Origin of the sequence: Curtobacterium sp. MCLR17_039 (assembly GCF_003234745.1) — a bacterium.
Taxonomy (GTDB): Bacteria; Actinomycetota; Actinomycetes; order Actinomycetales; family Microbacteriaceae; genus Curtobacterium; species Curtobacterium flaccumfaciens.
In genome coordinates, this window is record NZ_QKTF01000005.1 from 247,650 (window position 1) to 262,548 (window position 14,899).

The 14,899-nt window shown below is 71.2% G+C and carries 15 protein-coding genes and 1 tRNA gene; 8 read left to right on the forward strand and 8 right to left on the reverse strand.

Going from position 1 to position 14,899, the window contains the following annotated elements; all coding sequences use genetic code 11:
* Positions 1–33: 33 nt before the first annotated feature.
* A complete protein-coding gene (locus DEJ00_RS08505) occupies positions 34–909 on the forward strand; it encodes a glycosyltransferase family 2 protein (protein ID WP_181440135.1) in 876 nt (291 codons plus the stop codon).
* 42 nt (positions 910–951) lie between these two features.
* The gene (locus DEJ00_RS08510; protein ID WP_111057027.1) at positions 952–2,184 is read left to right on the forward strand and encodes a CDP-glycerol glycerophosphotransferase family protein; all 1,233 of its coding nucleotides are present in this window, start codon (positions 952–954) and stop codon (positions 2,182–2,184) included.
* Positions 2,185–2,231: 47 nt separating this feature from the next.
* Here DEJ00_RS08510 and DEJ00_RS08515 read toward each other — a convergent pair whose 3' ends face one another.
* From DEJ00_RS08515 to DEJ00_RS08530, 4 genes are all read right to left on the reverse strand, one after another.
* Positions 2,232–2,534, reverse strand: coding sequence for a hypothetical protein (locus DEJ00_RS08515; protein ID WP_111057028.1), 303 nt, complete (start codon positions 2,532–2,534; stop codon positions 2,232–2,234).
* Between the two features lie 116 nt (positions 2,535–2,650).
* The gene (locus DEJ00_RS08520) at positions 2,651–3,421 is read right to left on the reverse strand and encodes an ABC transporter ATP-binding protein (RefSeq protein ID WP_051596509.1); all 771 of its coding nucleotides are present in this window, start codon (positions 3,419–3,421) and stop codon (positions 2,651–2,653) included.
* Complete coding sequence (locus tag DEJ00_RS08525; RefSeq protein ID WP_232536603.1) at positions 3,421–4,245, reverse strand: ABC transporter permease; 825 nt, start codon at positions 4,243–4,245, stop codon at positions 3,421–3,423. Before DEJ00_RS08525 ends, DEJ00_RS08520 begins: the two co-directional genes overlap by 1 nt.
* Before the next feature lie 43 nt (positions 4,246–4,288).
* Positions 4,289–4,984, reverse strand: a complete 696-nt coding sequence (locus tag DEJ00_RS08530; RefSeq protein WP_111057030.1) for an NTP transferase domain-containing protein — start codon at positions 4,982–4,984, stop codon at positions 4,289–4,291.
* A 297-nt stretch (positions 4,985–5,281) separates the two neighbouring features.
* Here DEJ00_RS08530 and DEJ00_RS08535 point away from each other — a divergent pair, with 297 nt between their 5' ends.
* From DEJ00_RS08535 to DEJ00_RS08545, 3 genes are all read left to right on the forward strand, one after another.
* Positions 5,282–6,538, forward strand: a complete 1,257-nt coding sequence (locus tag DEJ00_RS08535; RefSeq protein ID WP_258373598.1) for an ABC transporter ATP-binding protein — start codon at positions 5,282–5,284, stop codon at positions 6,536–6,538.
* Complete coding sequence (locus DEJ00_RS08540; RefSeq protein ID WP_111057031.1) at positions 6,514–8,085, forward strand: ABC transporter permease; 1,572 nt, start codon at positions 6,514–6,516, stop codon at positions 8,083–8,085. Before DEJ00_RS08535 ends, DEJ00_RS08540 begins: the two co-directional genes overlap by 25 nt.
* Before the next feature lie 76 nt (positions 8,086–8,161).
* A complete protein-coding gene (locus DEJ00_RS08545) occupies positions 8,162–8,422 on the forward strand; it encodes a DUF3039 domain-containing protein (RefSeq protein WP_111057032.1) in 261 nt (86 codons plus the stop codon).
* 205 nt (positions 8,423–8,627) lie between these two features.
* Here the strand turns inward: DEJ00_RS08545 and DEJ00_RS08550 are convergent, their stop codons facing one another.
* Positions 8,628–9,917, reverse strand: coding sequence for a nicotinate phosphoribosyltransferase (locus DEJ00_RS08550; RefSeq protein ID WP_027464599.1), 1,290 nt, complete (start codon positions 9,915–9,917; stop codon positions 8,628–8,630).
* A 194-nt stretch (positions 9,918–10,111) separates the two neighbouring features.
* On the opposite strand from DEJ00_RS08550, the gene murI reads away from it, so the two are divergent.
* Genes murI through rdgB form a run of 3 tightly spaced genes read left to right on the forward strand, consistent with a single transcriptional unit; the run spans position 10,112 to position 12,281 of the window.
* Positions 10,112–10,957: a glutamate racemase gene (gene murI / locus DEJ00_RS08555; RefSeq protein ID WP_027464600.1), complete on the forward strand. Its 846-nt coding sequence runs from the start codon at positions 10,112–10,114 to the stop codon at positions 10,955–10,957.
* Positions 10,954–11,691 (forward strand): ribonuclease PH, encoded by a 738-nt coding sequence (rph, locus tag DEJ00_RS08560; RefSeq protein WP_027464601.1) that lies wholly within the window; start codon positions 10,954–10,956, stop codon positions 11,689–11,691. The genes murI and rph overlap by 4 nt, the downstream gene beginning before the upstream one ends.
* Complete coding sequence (gene rdgB, locus DEJ00_RS08565; RefSeq protein WP_111057033.1) at positions 11,688–12,281, forward strand: RdgB/HAM1 family non-canonical purine NTP pyrophosphatase; 594 nt, start codon at positions 11,688–11,690, stop codon at positions 12,279–12,281. The genes rph and rdgB overlap by 4 nt, the downstream gene beginning before the upstream one ends.
* Before the next feature lie 124 nt (positions 12,282–12,405).
* On the opposite strand, the gene DEJ00_RS08570 is transcribed toward rdgB, so the two are convergent.
* The 3 genes from DEJ00_RS08570 to DEJ00_RS08580 all read right to left on the reverse strand — a co-directional run bounded on the left by DEJ00_RS08570 (position 12,406) and on the right by DEJ00_RS08580 (position 14,861).
* Positions 12,406–13,113 carry a DedA family protein gene (locus DEJ00_RS08570; protein ID WP_027464603.1) on the reverse strand — a complete coding sequence of 236 codons (708 nt, stop codon included), beginning with the start codon at positions 13,111–13,113 and terminating at the stop codon, positions 12,406–12,408.
* Between the two features lie 145 nt (positions 13,114–13,258).
* A tRNA-Leu gene (locus tag DEJ00_RS08575) sits at positions 13,259–13,339 on the reverse strand.
* Between the two features lie 214 nt (positions 13,340–13,553).
* On the reverse strand, positions 13,554–14,861 hold the full coding sequence (locus DEJ00_RS08580; protein WP_111057034.1) for an MFS transporter: 1,308 nt from the start codon (positions 14,859–14,861) through the stop codon (positions 13,554–13,556).
* Positions 14,862–14,899: the final 38 nt, after the last annotated feature.

The following is a 14,899-nucleotide window of genomic DNA, read 5'->3' on the forward strand; positions in this document are numbered from 1 at the left end:
ACCGTGCCCGGAACCCTGCGCCGGCACGCGGTGGTGCACCGCGGACGACCGCGCGTCGCCGTGGTGAGCCTGTCGCAGGGCACCCGGCCGGAGGACCTGCGCCGCGGCCTCGACAGCGTGCTCGCCCAGCAGGACGTCGAGCTCGACGTCGTCTGCGTCGGCAACGGCTGGGCACCCACGGGGCTGCCGGACGGTGTGCGAGCCCTGGCCCTGCCCGAGAACGTCGGGATCCCGGCCGGTCGGAACGCCGGGGCCGAGGTCGTCGACGGTGACTACGTGTTCTTCCTCGACGACGATGCGTCGGTGCCGTCGCCGACCTTCCTGCGCGACGCGATCGCGCTGTTCGAGCACGATCCGTCGCTCGGCCTCGTGCAGCCCCGGGTCGTCGACCCCACGGGTGCCGCGAACCCCCGCCGATGGGTGCCGCGGATCCGGAAGGGCGAGCCGGACCACTCGTCGCCGGTGTTCTCGGTCTGGGAAGGCGCCGTCGTGCTGCCGATGGACGTCTACCGTGCCGTCGGCGGCTGGGGGGCCGAGTACTTCTACGCCCACGAGGGCATCGAGCTCGCCTGGCGCGTGTGGGATGCCGGCCGTCGGACCTGGTACGCCGGCGACCTCGTGGCGCACCACCCCGCGATCGACCCGGCGCGGCACACCGAGTACTACCGGTTGAACGCCCGGAACCGGGTGTGGCTGGCTCGGCGCAACCTGCCCGCGGTGCTGCGCCCGGTGTACGTGGGGTCGTGGGCCGCGATCCAGATCACGCGCTGGTGGCGTCACCCCCGCCGACTGGCCACCTGGTTCGGCGGGATCCGTGAAGGATGGACGACCGACTGCGGTCCGGTCCGCCCGATGGGCTGGATCACAGTCGCACGGATGACCATCGCAGGGCGGCCGCCGGTCGTCTGACCCGCACGCCTCGTCCCACCAGAGCAGACCCGGAGAAGGACCATGTCGATCATCAGCGACCTGCGGACCGCGCTGCGGCTCGTCGAGCGACTCCTGACGTCCCGCCGCAGCCGGCAGCAGCTCGCACGGCGACTGCCGTCCGCGCCGAAGCCGGCGCCCGGTTCGGTCGAGATCGCCGTGTACTTCGCCGACGGTCCGGTCAACATGTACCAGGTGCGCCAGTGGTACGCGCCGCTGGCCGAACTCGCGAAGACGCACCCGGTGGCGATCATCTCGCGGAGCCCGGGCACCATGCTGACCCTGCTCGAGGAGTCTCCCGTGCCCGCGGTCTACGCCCGGCAGGTGGTCGACCTCGAACACTTCGTCGACACGCAGGCGCCGAAGGTGGTGCTGTACGTCAACCAGAACGCCCGCAACTTCCAGATGATGCGGTACGGGCGGATGTGGCACGTCTTCGTCAACCACGGTGAGAGCGACAAGATGTACATGACGACGAACCAGTTCAAGGCGTACGACTACGCCCTGATCGCGGGGGACGCGGCACGTGACCGTCTGGCCGAGGCGCTGTGGGACTACGACCTGGACGCCCGGACCATCGCGATCGGACGCCCGCAGGCCGACCACTTCGCCGGAGCGGCCCCGTACCCCGACGACGACCGGACCGTCGTGCTCTACGCCCCGACGTGGGAGGGTGACCGCGGTGCCGCGGCGTACGGGTCGATCGCGTCGCACGGCACGGTCATCGCCGAGCAGGTGCTCGCATCGCCCCGCCACCGTCTGGTGTACCGCCCGCACCCGCGCAGCGGTGTGCTCGACCCCGCCTACCGCGCGGCGCACGAGCGGATCGTCGCGGCGATCAGCGCGGCCAACGCCGCCGACCCGGCCGCGCACCACCTGTACGACGACGGCGGTGACCTCGGCTGGCAGCTGGCGGACGCGGACGTGGCGATCACCGACATCAGCGCGATGATCTACGACCGACTGGCGGTGGGCAAGCCGCTCATCGTCACGCGGCCGGTGTCGCCCGAGGCCGACGTCGACGAGCGGGGCTACCTGAGCGACGCGAACTGGCTGACCGCGGCGGACGCCCCGTCGGTGCTCGCCCGGGTCGACGCGGCCGCGAGCGACGCCGAGGAGCTCGCACGCCTGCAGCACTGGGTCGCCCGGTACTTCGGCGACACCACCCCGGGTGCGGCAACGGCGCGGTTCCACGCGGCAGTGGAGTGGTTGCTCGAGCGGTGGCGGACCGTTGCCGCCGAACGCGACGGGGCCTGACGGGCGATCGTCACCCCGCGGGCTCCGTGCCGGAGGCCGGTGCCGCGTCACGGCTGCATCCCCGGCCCGACGAGCGACATCCGCCAGAGGTACTCGGACCGGTCGGGCCGACGCCACCGGACGATGACGACCCCCGTGTCCTCGGGGTCGGCGCCGAAGACCGCCAGGGACAGCGATCGGCCGGGGTCGAGGCGGCGCACTGCGAGCGGCGGGCAGTACCCGTTGCCCAGGTGGGTGAGCGTGAGCCCGTCGACCGGCTCAGGGCCGATGTTGACGAGGTCGTACCGACGCGGTGCGTGCGATCGGTCGACGGCGAACGGGACGGCGTACGCGGTTGGTGGGTGGTGCATGGTGGGAACGCTAGGGGGAGGGTCCGACGGCGGGACCCCGGGGGCGGCCACGAGGGCCCGGGCTGTGGAGGGAGCCACTGACGCCCGTGTTGGTGCAGGGGGAGTACCCCGGCCGGTCAGGAGCCGTAGTCGGCCGCGTACCGGGCCAGCGCGGCCTCGATGGTGCCGTCGAGCTGCAGACGACCCTTGTCGAGGTAGAGCCCCCGGTCGCAGAAGCGGCGCAGGTCCTTGTCGCTGTGGGAGACGAAGAACAGCGTCCGGCCGCCGGCCAGGAGCTGCTCGATCCGCTTGTAGCACTTCTCGCGGAAGGCCTTGTCGCCCACCGCCAGCACCTCGTCGACCAGGATGACCGGCTCGTCGAGCCGCGAGATCACCGCGAACGCGATGCGGACCTTCATGCCGCTCGACAGGTGCTTGTAGGGGGTGTCCACGAAGTCGGCGATCTCGGCGAAGTCGATGATCTCGTCGAAGGCGTCGCGGATCTCGGCCCGGGACATGCCGTGCAGGCCCGCCGTCAGGTACACGTTGTCGCGCACGGTGAGGTCACCGACGAAACCTCCCGTGATCTCGATGAGCGGGGCGACGCCGGCACCCACGTCGACGCGGCCCTCGTCGGGCAGCATGACCTGGGCCACGAGCTTCAGCAGGGTCGACTTGCCCTGTCCGTTCCGCCCCACGACCCCGATCGCCTCGCCCGGGCGGACGTCGAACGACACGTTGCGGAGCGCCCAGAACTCATCGGCACGCTTGCGGCGCCCGCGTCCGGCGAACAGGTCCTTGAAGTTCCGGCTCGCGCGACGGTTCCGTTTGAAGCAGATGCCGGCGTCGCGCACCGAGATGACCGGGGTGACGGTCTCGATGCGTCGGGTCTGGTCGGTCGCGGTCATCACAGCTCCTTCAGCACGCGGTGCTCGCTGCGGCGGAACACCGCGAAGCCGATCACCAGGACGATGCCGGTCACGACCACCGAGGCTCCGACCTCGAGCCAGTCGAGCTGGCCGGGGAAGAACGCCGCACGGTACATGCCGAAGATGCCGGTGAGCGGGTTGATCGCGGCGATGTCCCGCAGGGCGGGAGGCAGTGCGTGCGTGCCGTAGATGATCGGGGACGCGTAGAACAGGAACCGCAGCACGAGCTTGGTGGCGCGCTCGAGGTCACGGAAGAAGACCACGAGCGGGGCGACGATGAGCCCCAGGCCGTAGACCAGTGCGCACTGCAGCACGATCGCCAGCGGGAAGAACACGACCTGCCAGTGCAGGTGGGCGCCCGTCGCGATCGCGAAGGCGGCCAGGACCGGCAGGCTCAGCAGGAACTCGATGCCCTTCGACGCGTCGATACGTGCCACCCAGATCGTGCGGGGGATGGTGGTCGAGCGGATGAGCTTCGATTCCTTGATGAACGCCCGGGTGGAGTCCGAGACGCCACCGGTGAACCACATCCACGGCAGCAGCGCGGACAGCAGGAACACGATGTACGGATCTTCACCGACCGAGCCGCGGTGGAAGACCTGCGTGAAGACGAACCAGTAGATCCCCGACATCACGAGCGGGTCGAGGATCGACCACACGTAGCCGAGCGCCGACGTCGAGTAGCGGACCCGCAGGTCGCGGACGGTCAGCAACCAGAGGGCCTGACGATAGCGCCGACCGGCGCTCCGGGCCTTCGCGGGTGCGGGAGCCACGGGCGCGGTCGGCGCACTCGCTGTGGTCACGGTTTCCCTTCGGGCGGAACCGCCGAGGGGTCCTGACGGTGGTTCAGGCGAACAGGTTGTTCGCGCGCTCGAGGTCCTCGGCGAAGTCGATCTCGACCGCGTACAGGTCGGAGATGTCGATCGGCGTCCAGCGTAGCCCGTCCTCGGCGATGGCAGCCTCGATGCCGCCCTCGAAGTACTCCTGGTCGTCGACGCGACCGAGCTGCCGGATGAGGGCCTGCTTGTCGGCTGCGGAGACGTAGTTGATCCCGACGGCTTCGCCGAGACCCCCGACGACCTGCTTGGAGAGCTTGTGGATGAAGCCCTCGGCGTCGACGGTGTACTTGACCTCTTCGTCGGAGACCTTGTCGGTGTTGATGCTGACGAAGGAACGGCCCTCGTCGATCATGTCGGCCGCACGGACGAGCGCCATCGGGTCGAAGACCACGTCGCCGTTCATCCAGAGGACACCGCTCTTGCCGGTGGCCTTGAGGGCACGCAGCAGGCTCTTCGAGGTGTTGGTGGAGTCGTACGACTCGTTGTAGACGAAGTTCGCGTCGGGGAACGCCTCGACGATGTGCTCCGACTTGTAGCCGACGACGATCGTCACGCGGGCGCTCGAACCGAACGCGGCGCGGATGTTGTCGAACTGCTGCTGCATGATGGTGCGGCCGTCACTGAGCTCCGTGAGCGGCTTCGGCAGGCTGCGGCCGAGACGGCTGCCCATCCCCGCTGCGAGGATCACGATCTGCGTGGTCATGCTGGTCCCTTCTGGTGTCCGCCCGCGCACCCTGGGGTACGGGCGGGCCTCGTCGAGTCTGCGCTTCCAACGTCCGAGTTGCCCGAGAACCGTTCGTGTCGACGTGGTCGTCGCTGCGAAGAGGCCGCCGGGATCGCCTGCTGGAGCAGGTTTCCAAGTGGTGAACACTCCTTCGTGCCCTGGTGAATGATACGGAAACACCCCCTCGCGGGGTACGGGTCTGCGCGCTTCGTACTCAATTCGTGACCCGGGCCGCGACGGTTCCCGACGGTCGGAGAGCGTTGGTACGGTGGGTCGATGCCAGCGCGAGCAGAGAACGAGGACGTGTACGCCACGGCCGACGCTGCCTGGATGACCGAGGCGGGGGACGCCGACGAAGCGGACACCGCCGCGGCTGCTGAGGGCGACGCAGCCGACGACGACACGGGGGACACTGATGCGGACGACGCCGCCACTGATGACGCGATGACCGACGCGACGACGGACACCCGTACCGACGCGACGACGGACACCCGTACCGACGCGACGACGGACACCCGTACCGACGACGCCACGACGGACACCCGCGCCGACGACACGACGGCCGCGGCGCCGCGCCCCGCGAAGGCGCGCAACGGCAAGGGGCGCACCAAGCGCCCGACGAAGGCCGCCCCGCGGACCGACGCCGAGCCTCCCGTCCCGACCGACGCGGACGACGTGACGGACGACGCCGGCCGGGCGACCACCGCCACCCCGCCCGCGACGAAGAAGCGTGCGCCGCGCAGCGCCGCACCGAAGCAGCCGCAGACGCTCCAGCCCGTCGTGCTCGCAGCGAGCGGCCTGGTCAAGCGGTACGGGCAGACCCTGGCCGTCGACGAGGTCGACCTCGAGATCCGGCAGGGCTCGATCTTCGGCGTGGTCGGCCCGAACGGCGCCGGCAAGACGACGACCCTGTCCGTGATCACCGGACTGCTGCGCCCCGACGCCGGCTCGGTGACAGTGCTCGACCACGACGTCTGGGCAGACCCGACGGCGGCGAAGCGCAGTCTCGGGGTCCTGCCGGACCGGCTCCGGCTGTTCGACCGGCTGACCGGTGCGCAGCTCCTGTACTACTCGGCCACGCTCCGCGGGCTCGACGGTGCCACCGCACGGAAGCGCAGCGCCGACCTCGCCGAGGCCTTCGGGCTGGGCGAGGCGCTCGGCCGCCAGGTCGCCGACTACTCGGTCGGCATGGCGAAGAAGATCGCCCTGGCAGCGACCCTGATCCACTCGCCGCGGGTGCTCGTGCTCGACGAGCCCTTCGAGTCGGTCGACCCGGTGAGTGCGGCGACGATCACGGACATCCTGCGCCGGTACACCCGGGGCGGCGGCACGGTCGTGCTCTCGAGCCACTCGATGGAGCTCGTGCAGCGCACCTGCGACTCGGTCGCCATCATCGTCGGCGGCAAGGTCCTGGCGTCCGGCACCATGGCCCAGGTCCGCGGGCGCAAGAGCCTCGAGGACAAGTTCGTCGAACTCGCCGGCGGTCGTGTCGTCGCGGAGAGCATGGAATGGTTGCACAGCTTCTCCGGCTGAGGGCGGACCTGCTCGCGGGCGAGGTCCGGGGCACCGCCCGCCGGTCCGTCGCCGTCGTGCTCGCCAGCCTCGTCGGACTCCTCGCCGCCGTGTTCGTCGCGTCGCAGACCATCGCCCTCGGTGACGCCGACCCGGACGTCGCCCGTGCGGTCATCGTGCCCGTCGGCACCCTGATCACCTTCGGGTTCACGGTCGTGCCGCTCGTCGTCGGCCGGAGCGACCAGCTCGACCCGCGGCGCTTCGCGGTGTTCGGCATCGAGCGCCGTCGCCTGGCGATCGGGCTCGTCGTCGCCGGACTCGTCGGCATCCCGGTGATCGGCGTGGTCGTCGTCGCGATCGGACAGGTCGTCGCCTGGGCGCGCGATCCCGGTCTCGGCCTGCTCGCGGTCCTCGGCGGGCTGCTCGGCGGCGCGACCTGCGCGCTCCTGATCCGCGTCTGCTGCACCGTCGGCTCCCGGCTGATCGGGCCGCAGCGCTCCCGCGACGCCGGGTGGCTGGTGGCCCTCGTCATCATCGCGCTCTCGATCCCGACGGTGGCGCTGCTGCTCCGCGTCGACTGGCTCGACCCGCAGGGCGCCGAGATGCAGCGCGTCGCGGACATCGCCGGCTGGACCCCCTGGGGTGCCGCGTGGGCTGTGCCCGCCGAGGTCGCGAGCGGCCACGTCGGCGCCGGTGTCGCGAAGCTCCTCGTCGCGGTCGCCGTCGTCGCGCTCCTCGCCTGGGCATGGTGGGCGCTCGTCGGCCGTGCGCTCGAGACCGTCGACGACCGCGCCCGCACCCGCCGCTACCAGGGGCTGGGCTGGTTCGACCGGTTCGGCTCGGCCCCGGTGTCGGCCGTCGCTGCCCGGGCGCTCACCTACTGGGTGCGCGACCCGCGGTACCGCACGTCGTACCTGATCATCCTGCTCGTGCCGATCGTCGTCATCCCGCTCGGCGTCGCCGGGGTGCCGTGGCAGTGGACCGCCCTCGTGCCGCTGCCGCTGATGGCCCTGATCGCCGGGTTCCTGCCGCACAACGACGTCTCGTACGACAACACCGCCGTGTGGCTGCACGTCGCGTCCGGTGCGCCCGGGTGGAGTGACCGGCTCGGTCGTGTCGTTCCCGTGCTGGTCGTGGGGGCGCCCGCGATCGTCGCCGGGGCCGCGCTGTCCGCGTGGCTGTTCGGCGACTGGGCCGCCTTCCCGCTGCTCATCGGCGTCAGTGCGAGTGCCCTGCTGTCCGGGCTCGGGTTGTCGAGCGTCCTGTCCGTGCTCATGCCCTACCCGACGGTGCGCCCGGGCGACCATCCCTTCCAGCAGCCGCAGGCCGCCGGCGTCACCGCCACGGTCGCGCAGGCGACCATGGTGATCGGCATCGTGCTCTGCACGGTCCCCGCTGTCGGCCTCGCGGTGCTCGCCGCCGTGCAGGGACCGGAGCCGTGGTCGGTGCTGACGCTCCTGGTGGGCATCGGGGTCGGTGCCGTCGTGCTCGTGATCGGTGTGTCCGCGGGCGGACGCCTGTTCGACCGCCGCGGCCCCGACCTGCTCGCCGCGGCGCAGCGCAACTAGCGGTGCAGCGCAGCGCAACGAGCGGCGCAGCGCAACGAGCGGCGCGCCCGAGGGCGGACCGTCGTACCCTGGACCCATGAGCATGACGGAACCAGGCGGCGGCCTCGACGTGATGGACCGGGAGCTCGAGAAGCTCCTCGAAGACGAAGCGATCGAACCCGGTGACCACGAGCGGTTCTCGCACTACGTGAAGAAGGACAAGATCCTGCAGTCGGCCATGTCCGGCAAGCCGGTCAAGGCCCTGTGCGGCAAGAAGTGGATCCCGGGTCGCGACCCGGAGAAGTTCCCGGTCTGCCCGGACTGCAAGGTCATCTACGAGAAGATGAAGGCCGAGTAGACGCGACCAGCAGACGGACGGGAGGCCCGTGGCGACGCCGCCACGGGCCTCCCGTCCGTCGTCTGCGTCAGCTGACCGCACATCGTGAGCAGAAGAGGTCGGGTCACCCTCGGACACCCGACCATTTCTGCTCACGAAGCGGCGACGCGGACGCGGACGCGAACGCGACGCGCGAGGTGCGTGCGTGCGTGCGCGCGCGCGGGTTCTAGATCACCAGGGTGGGGATGGCGGGGTCGCCGCGCCCGATGCGGGACGCGTCGGCGGGCAGCTCCGCCTTCGCGCGCTTGTGGTGCGCGCGTGCGGCCTCGACGCCCTGCGTGCCGAGGAACGCCGGGTCGACCTCGCCGCCGGTGACGACGGGGACCAGCAGCGGCCGCTCGTCCGGGCCGACCTGCGCGCCCGTGAGCACGATCTCGGCGGTCGCGACGCCGTTGCGGAGTCGTCGGCCCGCCTCCTTCCGGCCGCCGATCGACGCCTTGTCGGCCGACTTCTTGGCGACGGGGACCCAGTCGCCGCCGTCCGCGTCCCGGTGCGCGACGAGCTTGAACACCATGCCGGCGGCCGGGTGCCCGGAGCCGGAGACGACCGAGGTACCGACGCCGTACGAGTCGACCGGGGCGGCTCGGAGCGCGGCGATCGTGTACTCGTCGAGGTCGTTCGTCACCGTGATCTTCGTGCCCGTCGCGCCGAGGCGGTCGAGCTGCGCACGCACGGCGGCGACGACGGACGGCAGGTCGCCGCTGTCGATCCGGACGCCGCCGAGCTTGCCGTCGGTGAGGCGGACGGCCGTCTCGACCGCGGCCTCGATGTCGTAGGTGTCGACGAGCAGGGTCGTGCCGCTGCCGAGCGCGTCGAGCTGCGAACGGAACGCCTGCTCCTCGGAGTCGTGCAGCAGCGTGAAGGCGTGCGCGGCGGTGCCCATCGTGGGGATGCCCCAGGTGCGGCCAGCCTCGAGGTTGCTCGTCGCACCGAAGCCGGCGATGTACGCGGCACGGGCGGCAGCCACGGCGTTCCACTCGCCGGTGCGGCGGGAGCCCATCTCGGCGAGCGGGCGGCCGTCGGCGGCGGACACCATGCGGGCGGCGGCCGAGGCGATCGCGGAGTCCGCGTTGAAGATGCTCAGGGCGAGGGTCTCGAGCACGACGGCCTCGGCGAAGGTGCCCTCGATCTGCAGGATGGGGGAGTTCGGGAAGTAGACCTCGCCCTCCCGGTAGGCGCGGACGTCGCCGCTGAACCGGTAGTCGGCGAGCCACGAGGCGGTGCCGGCGTCGATGACGCCGCGGTCGCGCAGGAACCCGATCTCCTCGTCGCCGAAGCGGAAGTCGCCGAGGGCGGTGAGGAAGCGTCCGAGTCCGGCCGCGACACCGTAGCGGCGGCCGTCCGGCAGCCGCCGGGCGAACACCTCGAAGACGCATCGGCGGTCGGCGGTGCCGTCCTTCAGGGCGGCGTCCACCATGGTGAGCTCGTACTGGTCGGTGAGGAGCGCGCTGGTCACGTCTCCGACACTAGTGACGTGACCCTCGGGAGGCCCGGATCACCCCCGGCGCCCGGCGTCACGGTTCGGTCCGTGCGAGGTTCCGGACTCGGTGGTACCCGCCGAGGGTCGCACCGAGTCCGGAACCTCGCACGTCGCGTGGGCGGACCTCGCACGGTGCGAGGGTCCGGGGCGGGCATCGGTACGCTGGTGCCGTGACGGATGCACCGATCGGAGTCTTCGACAGCGGGGTCGGCGGCCTCACCGTGGCCCGCGCCATCATCGACCAGCTCCCGCGCGAGAGCATCCGGTACGTCGGCGACACCGTGCACTCGCCCTACGGCCCGAAGCCCATCGCCGACGTCCGCCGCTACGCGCTCGAGGTCATGGACGATTTGGTGGAGCAGGGCGTGAAGGCCCTGGTGATCGCGTGCAACACCGCCTCGTCCGCCGTGCTCCGCGACGCCCGCGAACGGTACGAGCAGGCGTACGGCATCCCCGTGGTCGAGGTCATCCAGCCCGCGGCCCGCGCCGCCGTCAAGCAGACCCGTACGGGCCGCATCGGGGTCATCGGCACCGTCGGCACCATCGCGTCGCGCGCCTACGAGGACGCCTTCGCGGTCGCCGCCGACGTCACGCTGACCACCGCCGCGTGCCCCCGGTTCGTCGAGTTCGTCGAGGCGGGGGACACCTCGTCGCCGTCGCTGCGCGAAATCGCGGCCGGGTACCTCGACCCGATCCGTGCCGCCGACGTGGACACCCTCGTGCTCGGCTGCACCCACTACCCGCTCATGTCCGCCGCGATCCAGTTCGTCATGGGTCCGGAGGTCACGCTCGTCTCCAGCGCCGAGGAGACCGCGAACGACGTCTACCGCCGGCTCGTGGAGCACGGGCTCGAGCGCACCGCGACCACCGCCCCGACGTACTCGTTCGAGGCGACGGGCGACGACAAGAACGGCTTCATCCGGCTCGCCCGGCGCTTCCTCGGTCCCGAGGTCTCGAGCGTCGGCCACCTCCAGACGGGGGCCATCACGCTGCCCCGCACCGAAAGGACCCCATGACCGACAACCTCCGCGTCGACGGCCGTACCGCCACCGACCACCGTCCCGTCACCATCGAGCGGGGGTGGAGCACGCAGGCCGAGGGCAGCGCGCTCATCTCCTTCGGCAACACCAAGGTGCTCTGCACCGCGTCGTTCACCAACGGCGTGCCCCGCTGGCTCGCCGGCAAGGGCACCGGGTGGGTCACCGCCGAGTACTCGATGCTGCCGCGGTCGACCAACGAGCGCATGCAGCGCGAGTCCATCAAGGGCAAGGTCGGCGGCCGCACGCACGAGATCTCCCGCCTCATCGGGCGTTCGCTCCGCGCCGTCGTCGACACGAAGGCCCTGGGCGAGAACACCCTCGTCATCGACTGCGACGTGCTGCAGGCCGACGGCGGCACCCGCACGGCGTCAATCACGGGCGCGTACGTGGCGATGGCCGACGCGATCGAGTGGGGCCGCGCCAAGGGCTTCATCGCGAAGAAGGCCACCCCGCTCACCGACAGCGTGCAGGCGATCTCGGTCGGCATCGTCAAGGGGGAGCCGATGCTCGACCTGGCCTACACCGAGGACTCCGCCGCGGACACCGACATGAACATCGTCACGACGGGGTCGGGCAAGTTCATCGAGGTGCAGGGCACCGCCGAGCACGCGCCGTTCGACCGAGACGAGCTGAACGTCCTGCTCGACCTCGGCCTGGCCGGCAACCAGTCGCTCGCGGCGATCCAGCGTTCGGTCCTGGGTCTGGCGTGACGTCCCGCGAGGTGGTGCTGGCCACCCACAACCAGGGCAAGGTCGTCGAACTGCGCGAGATCCTCGGGTCGGCGCTCGGCGAGGGTGTCGAACTCGTCGGGTACGACGGTCCCGAGCCGGTCGAGGACGGCGACAGCTACGCGGCGAACGCCCTGATCAAGGCGCGTGCCGCGGTCGCACACACGGGGCTGCCGGCGCTCGCCGACGACTCCGGGATCGCGGTCGACGCCCTCGGGGGCGCACCGGGCATCCACTCGGCCCGCTACGCCGGCACCCGCTCGGACGCCGACAACATCGCGCTGCTGCTCACGAACCTGCAGGGTGTCGTCGAGCGCACCGCCGCGTTCGTGTGCGCAGCGGCCTTCGTGACGCCCGACGGTCAGGAGCACGTCGTCGAGGCGGTCTGGAACGGCGAGGTGCTGACCGAGCCCGTCGGTGACGGCGGGCACGGCTACGACCCGGTGTTCCGGCCGGACGACGCCGACCGCTCGTCGGCGGAGCTCACCCGCGACGAGAAGAACGCCCTGTCGCACCGCAGCAAGGCGTTCCGGGGCATCGCGCCGATCGTGCGGGAGTACTTCGGCGTCTGAGCGCCCGCGCTCTTTCCGTTCCGCACGACCGAAGTCGCCCCGAACCACGTGATCACGTGGTTCGGGGCGACTTCGGTTGTGCGCGGTGCGCGGTGCGCCGGTGCGCGGTGCGCCAGCCCTGCGGCTAGAGCGTCGGGTCGACCGTCGGGGCCGTGGTGGCCTCGGCCTCGTTCGTGTGCTTCGCCTTGCGGGCGTTGCGCAGGTACGTCAGCGCCATCGGCACGACGGTCACGACGACCGCGGCGAGCAGGATGATGTCGATGTACTCGCGGACGATGTGCGCCACGAAGGGGATGTGCCCGATGAAGTACCCGAGGAACGTCACGCCGACGCCCCAGACCACGGCGCCGATCGCGTTGTAGAGCGAGTACTTCTTGTAGTCCATCCGGCCGACGCCCGCGGCGATCGGGGCGAAGGTGCGGACGACCGGCACGAAGCGCGCCAGGATCACGGCGAGGGGGCCGAAACGGTGGAAGAACGCGTTGGTGCGCTCGACGTTCGCCTTCGAGAAGAGCCCGCTGTCCTTGCGTTCGAAGATCGGTGGCCCGGCCTTCTTGCCGATGTAGTACCCGAGCTCACCGCCGAGGAACGCGGCGGCGCCGATCATCAGCGCCGCGACCCAGATCGGGATGCCGCCGATCTCGCCACCGCGGTCGAAGGCGAACAGGCCGGTGATGACCAGCAGGCTGTCGCCCGGGAAGATGAAGCCGATGAGGAGACCAGTCTCGGCGAACACGATCGCGCAGACCACGAGCACGGCGATGGCCCCGAAGTGGTCGAGGATGTACTGCGGATCGAGCCACGGGATCAGGGCGAGTGCGACGGAGTGCATGGTTCTTCCGGTCGTGGAGGCGGGAGTCACGGGGAGGACTCCCGCGGGATGAGGGTACCGCCCGGAAGTGACCGGGCCATCCCTCGCAGGGTTGACCTGCTCGAGGCGTGCGGATGACCGCAACGCTGCGCCTGGGGGGACTCGGTGCGGAAGGAGGGACTCGAACCCTCACGCCTGGGGCACAGGAACCTAAATCCTGCGTGTCTACCGATTCCACCACTCCCGCGAGCAGCGGCAGTCTACCGAGCGCGGCGTGCGGGGCGGACGTGCGCCGGGCCTCCAGGCCGTGGGACGCACCGTGCGCGGGACGTGACGTGGTGCGAGGAACCGGACGTGGTGCGGGGCGGGCCGAGTGCCACCGAGTGCGGAACCTCGCACGGGACGACAGCACGACAGCACGACAGCGCGGCAGCGCGGCAGCGCGTCAGCGCTACAGCACGTCAGCGCAGCGGGCGCGGCAGGTACCGGGGGACGTACCGCAGCAGGATGCCCGCGCCGACCAGGCCGAGCACGCCCATCACCCCGCTGGCGACCGCGATGGACGCGACGGCGGTCACGCCGGAGATGAGGAGCGGTGCCGCCGCCGACCCGAAGTCGCCGGTGAACCGCCAGGCCCCCAGGAACGGTGCCGGGGCGTCGCGCGGTGCGAGGTCGGCGCCAAGCGTCATGAGGATGCCGGAACCGACACCGTTGGCCAGGGACATGCCCATCGCGATCGCGACGAACCAGCCGACCCGGGCGTCCAGGTGGCCGCTCCAGGCGAGCAGGAAGTAGCTGATGCTCAGGCCGAGCATGCAGGGCAACGCGCTCGCGAGCCGTCCCCACCGGTCCATGATCTGCCCGCTCGTGTAGAACAGCGCGAAGTCGACGGCTCCGGCGATGCCGATCACGAGGGCCGCGGTCGAGTCGTCGAGGCCGACGCTCACCGCCCAGAGCGGCAGGATCACCTGTCGTCCGGCGCGCATCGCGCCGATCAGGCCGGCACCACTGCCGAGCCGCAGCAGGACCGCCCCGTTCGCGCGGATGGTGCGGAAGAGCCCCTGCGCCTCCTGCTGGACGAACTGCGCGCCGGTGTCGGCGGGCGGTTCGGTCGCGTGGTCGCTCGCGTCGGTCGCGTGGTCGGCCGAGTGCCGGGAGGCCCGTGGCGGCAACCGCAGGCCGCGTGTGCCCGTCGCCGGGTCGCGCAGCACCAGGAGCACGGTCGCCGCCGCCAGGCAGCAGACGACGTGGATCCAGAAGGCGCTGCTCGTGGTGCCGGTCAGGTGGATGACGCCGGCGGCGATGAAGGGGCCGACGAAGTAGCCGAAGCGGAAGACGCCGCCCAGGCTCGACAGCGCCCGGGCCCGGATCCGCAGGGGGATCGCGGTGGTCATGTAGGCGTGCCTGGCGAGCGCGAACACCGCGGTGGAGACGCCGACCAGGAACACCCCGAGCGCCAGGACCCAGGCGTTCGCGGCCGTCGTGGCGACGACGAGCCCGACCACCGAGACGAGCGCGGCGCCGATCATCGCGTTCCGCTCACCGATGCGGGCGACGACGATGCCGGACGGCACGTCGCCGATGAGCTCCCCGACCAGGATGAGCGAGGCGACGAAGCCCGCGAACGCCAGGCTGGCGCCGAGGGAGTCGGCGGCGATCGGGATGATCGGGATGATCGCGCCCTCGCCGATCGCGAAGAGCGCGGCGGGCAGGAACCCGGACAGCAGGACGGACCGGAAGTCGAATGAGTCGTTCCCCGTCGTGGCCATCGCCCGACCAACGGTACGCCAGCGGTACCGCTTCGTCG

Bases quoted from the DNA above. Each gene is read 5' to 3' on its own strand.
- DEJ00_RS08545 (WP_111057032.1), top strand. From the start codon at position 8,162: ATGAGCATGACGGAACCAGGCGGCGGCCTCGACGTGATGGACCGGGAG.
- rph (WP_027464601.1), top strand. From the start codon at position 10,954: ATGACCGACAACCTCCGCGTCGACGGCCGTACCGCCACCGACCACCGT.
- DEJ00_RS08580 (WP_111057034.1), bottom strand. From the start codon at position 14,861: ATGGCCACGACGGGGAACGACTCATTCGACTTCCGGTCCGTCCTGCTG.
- DEJ00_RS08510 (WP_111057027.1), top strand. From the start codon at position 952: ATGTCGATCATCAGCGACCTGCGGACCGCGCTGCGGCTCGTCGAGCGA.
- DEJ00_RS08540 (WP_111057031.1), top strand. From the start codon at position 6,514: ATGGTTGCACAGCTTCTCCGGCTGAGGGCGGACCTGCTCGCGGGCGAG.
- DEJ00_RS08535 (WP_258373598.1), top strand. From the start codon at position 5,282: ATGCCAGCGCGAGCAGAGAACGAGGACGTGTACGCCACGGCCGACGCT.
- DEJ00_RS08570 (WP_027464603.1), bottom strand. From the start codon at position 13,113: ATGCACTCCGTCGCACTCGCCCTGATCCCGTGGCTCGATCCGCAGTAC.
- DEJ00_RS08530 (WP_111057030.1), bottom strand. From the start codon at position 4,984: ATGACCACGCAGATCGTGATCCTCGCAGCGGGGATGGGCAGCCGTCTC.
- DEJ00_RS08520 (WP_051596509.1), bottom strand. From the start codon at position 3,421: ATGACCGCGACCGACCAGACCCGACGCATCGAGACCGTCACCCCGGTC.
- DEJ00_RS08515 (WP_111057028.1), bottom strand. From the start codon at position 2,534: ATGCACCACCCACCAACCGCGTACGCCGTCCCGTTCGCCGTCGACCGA.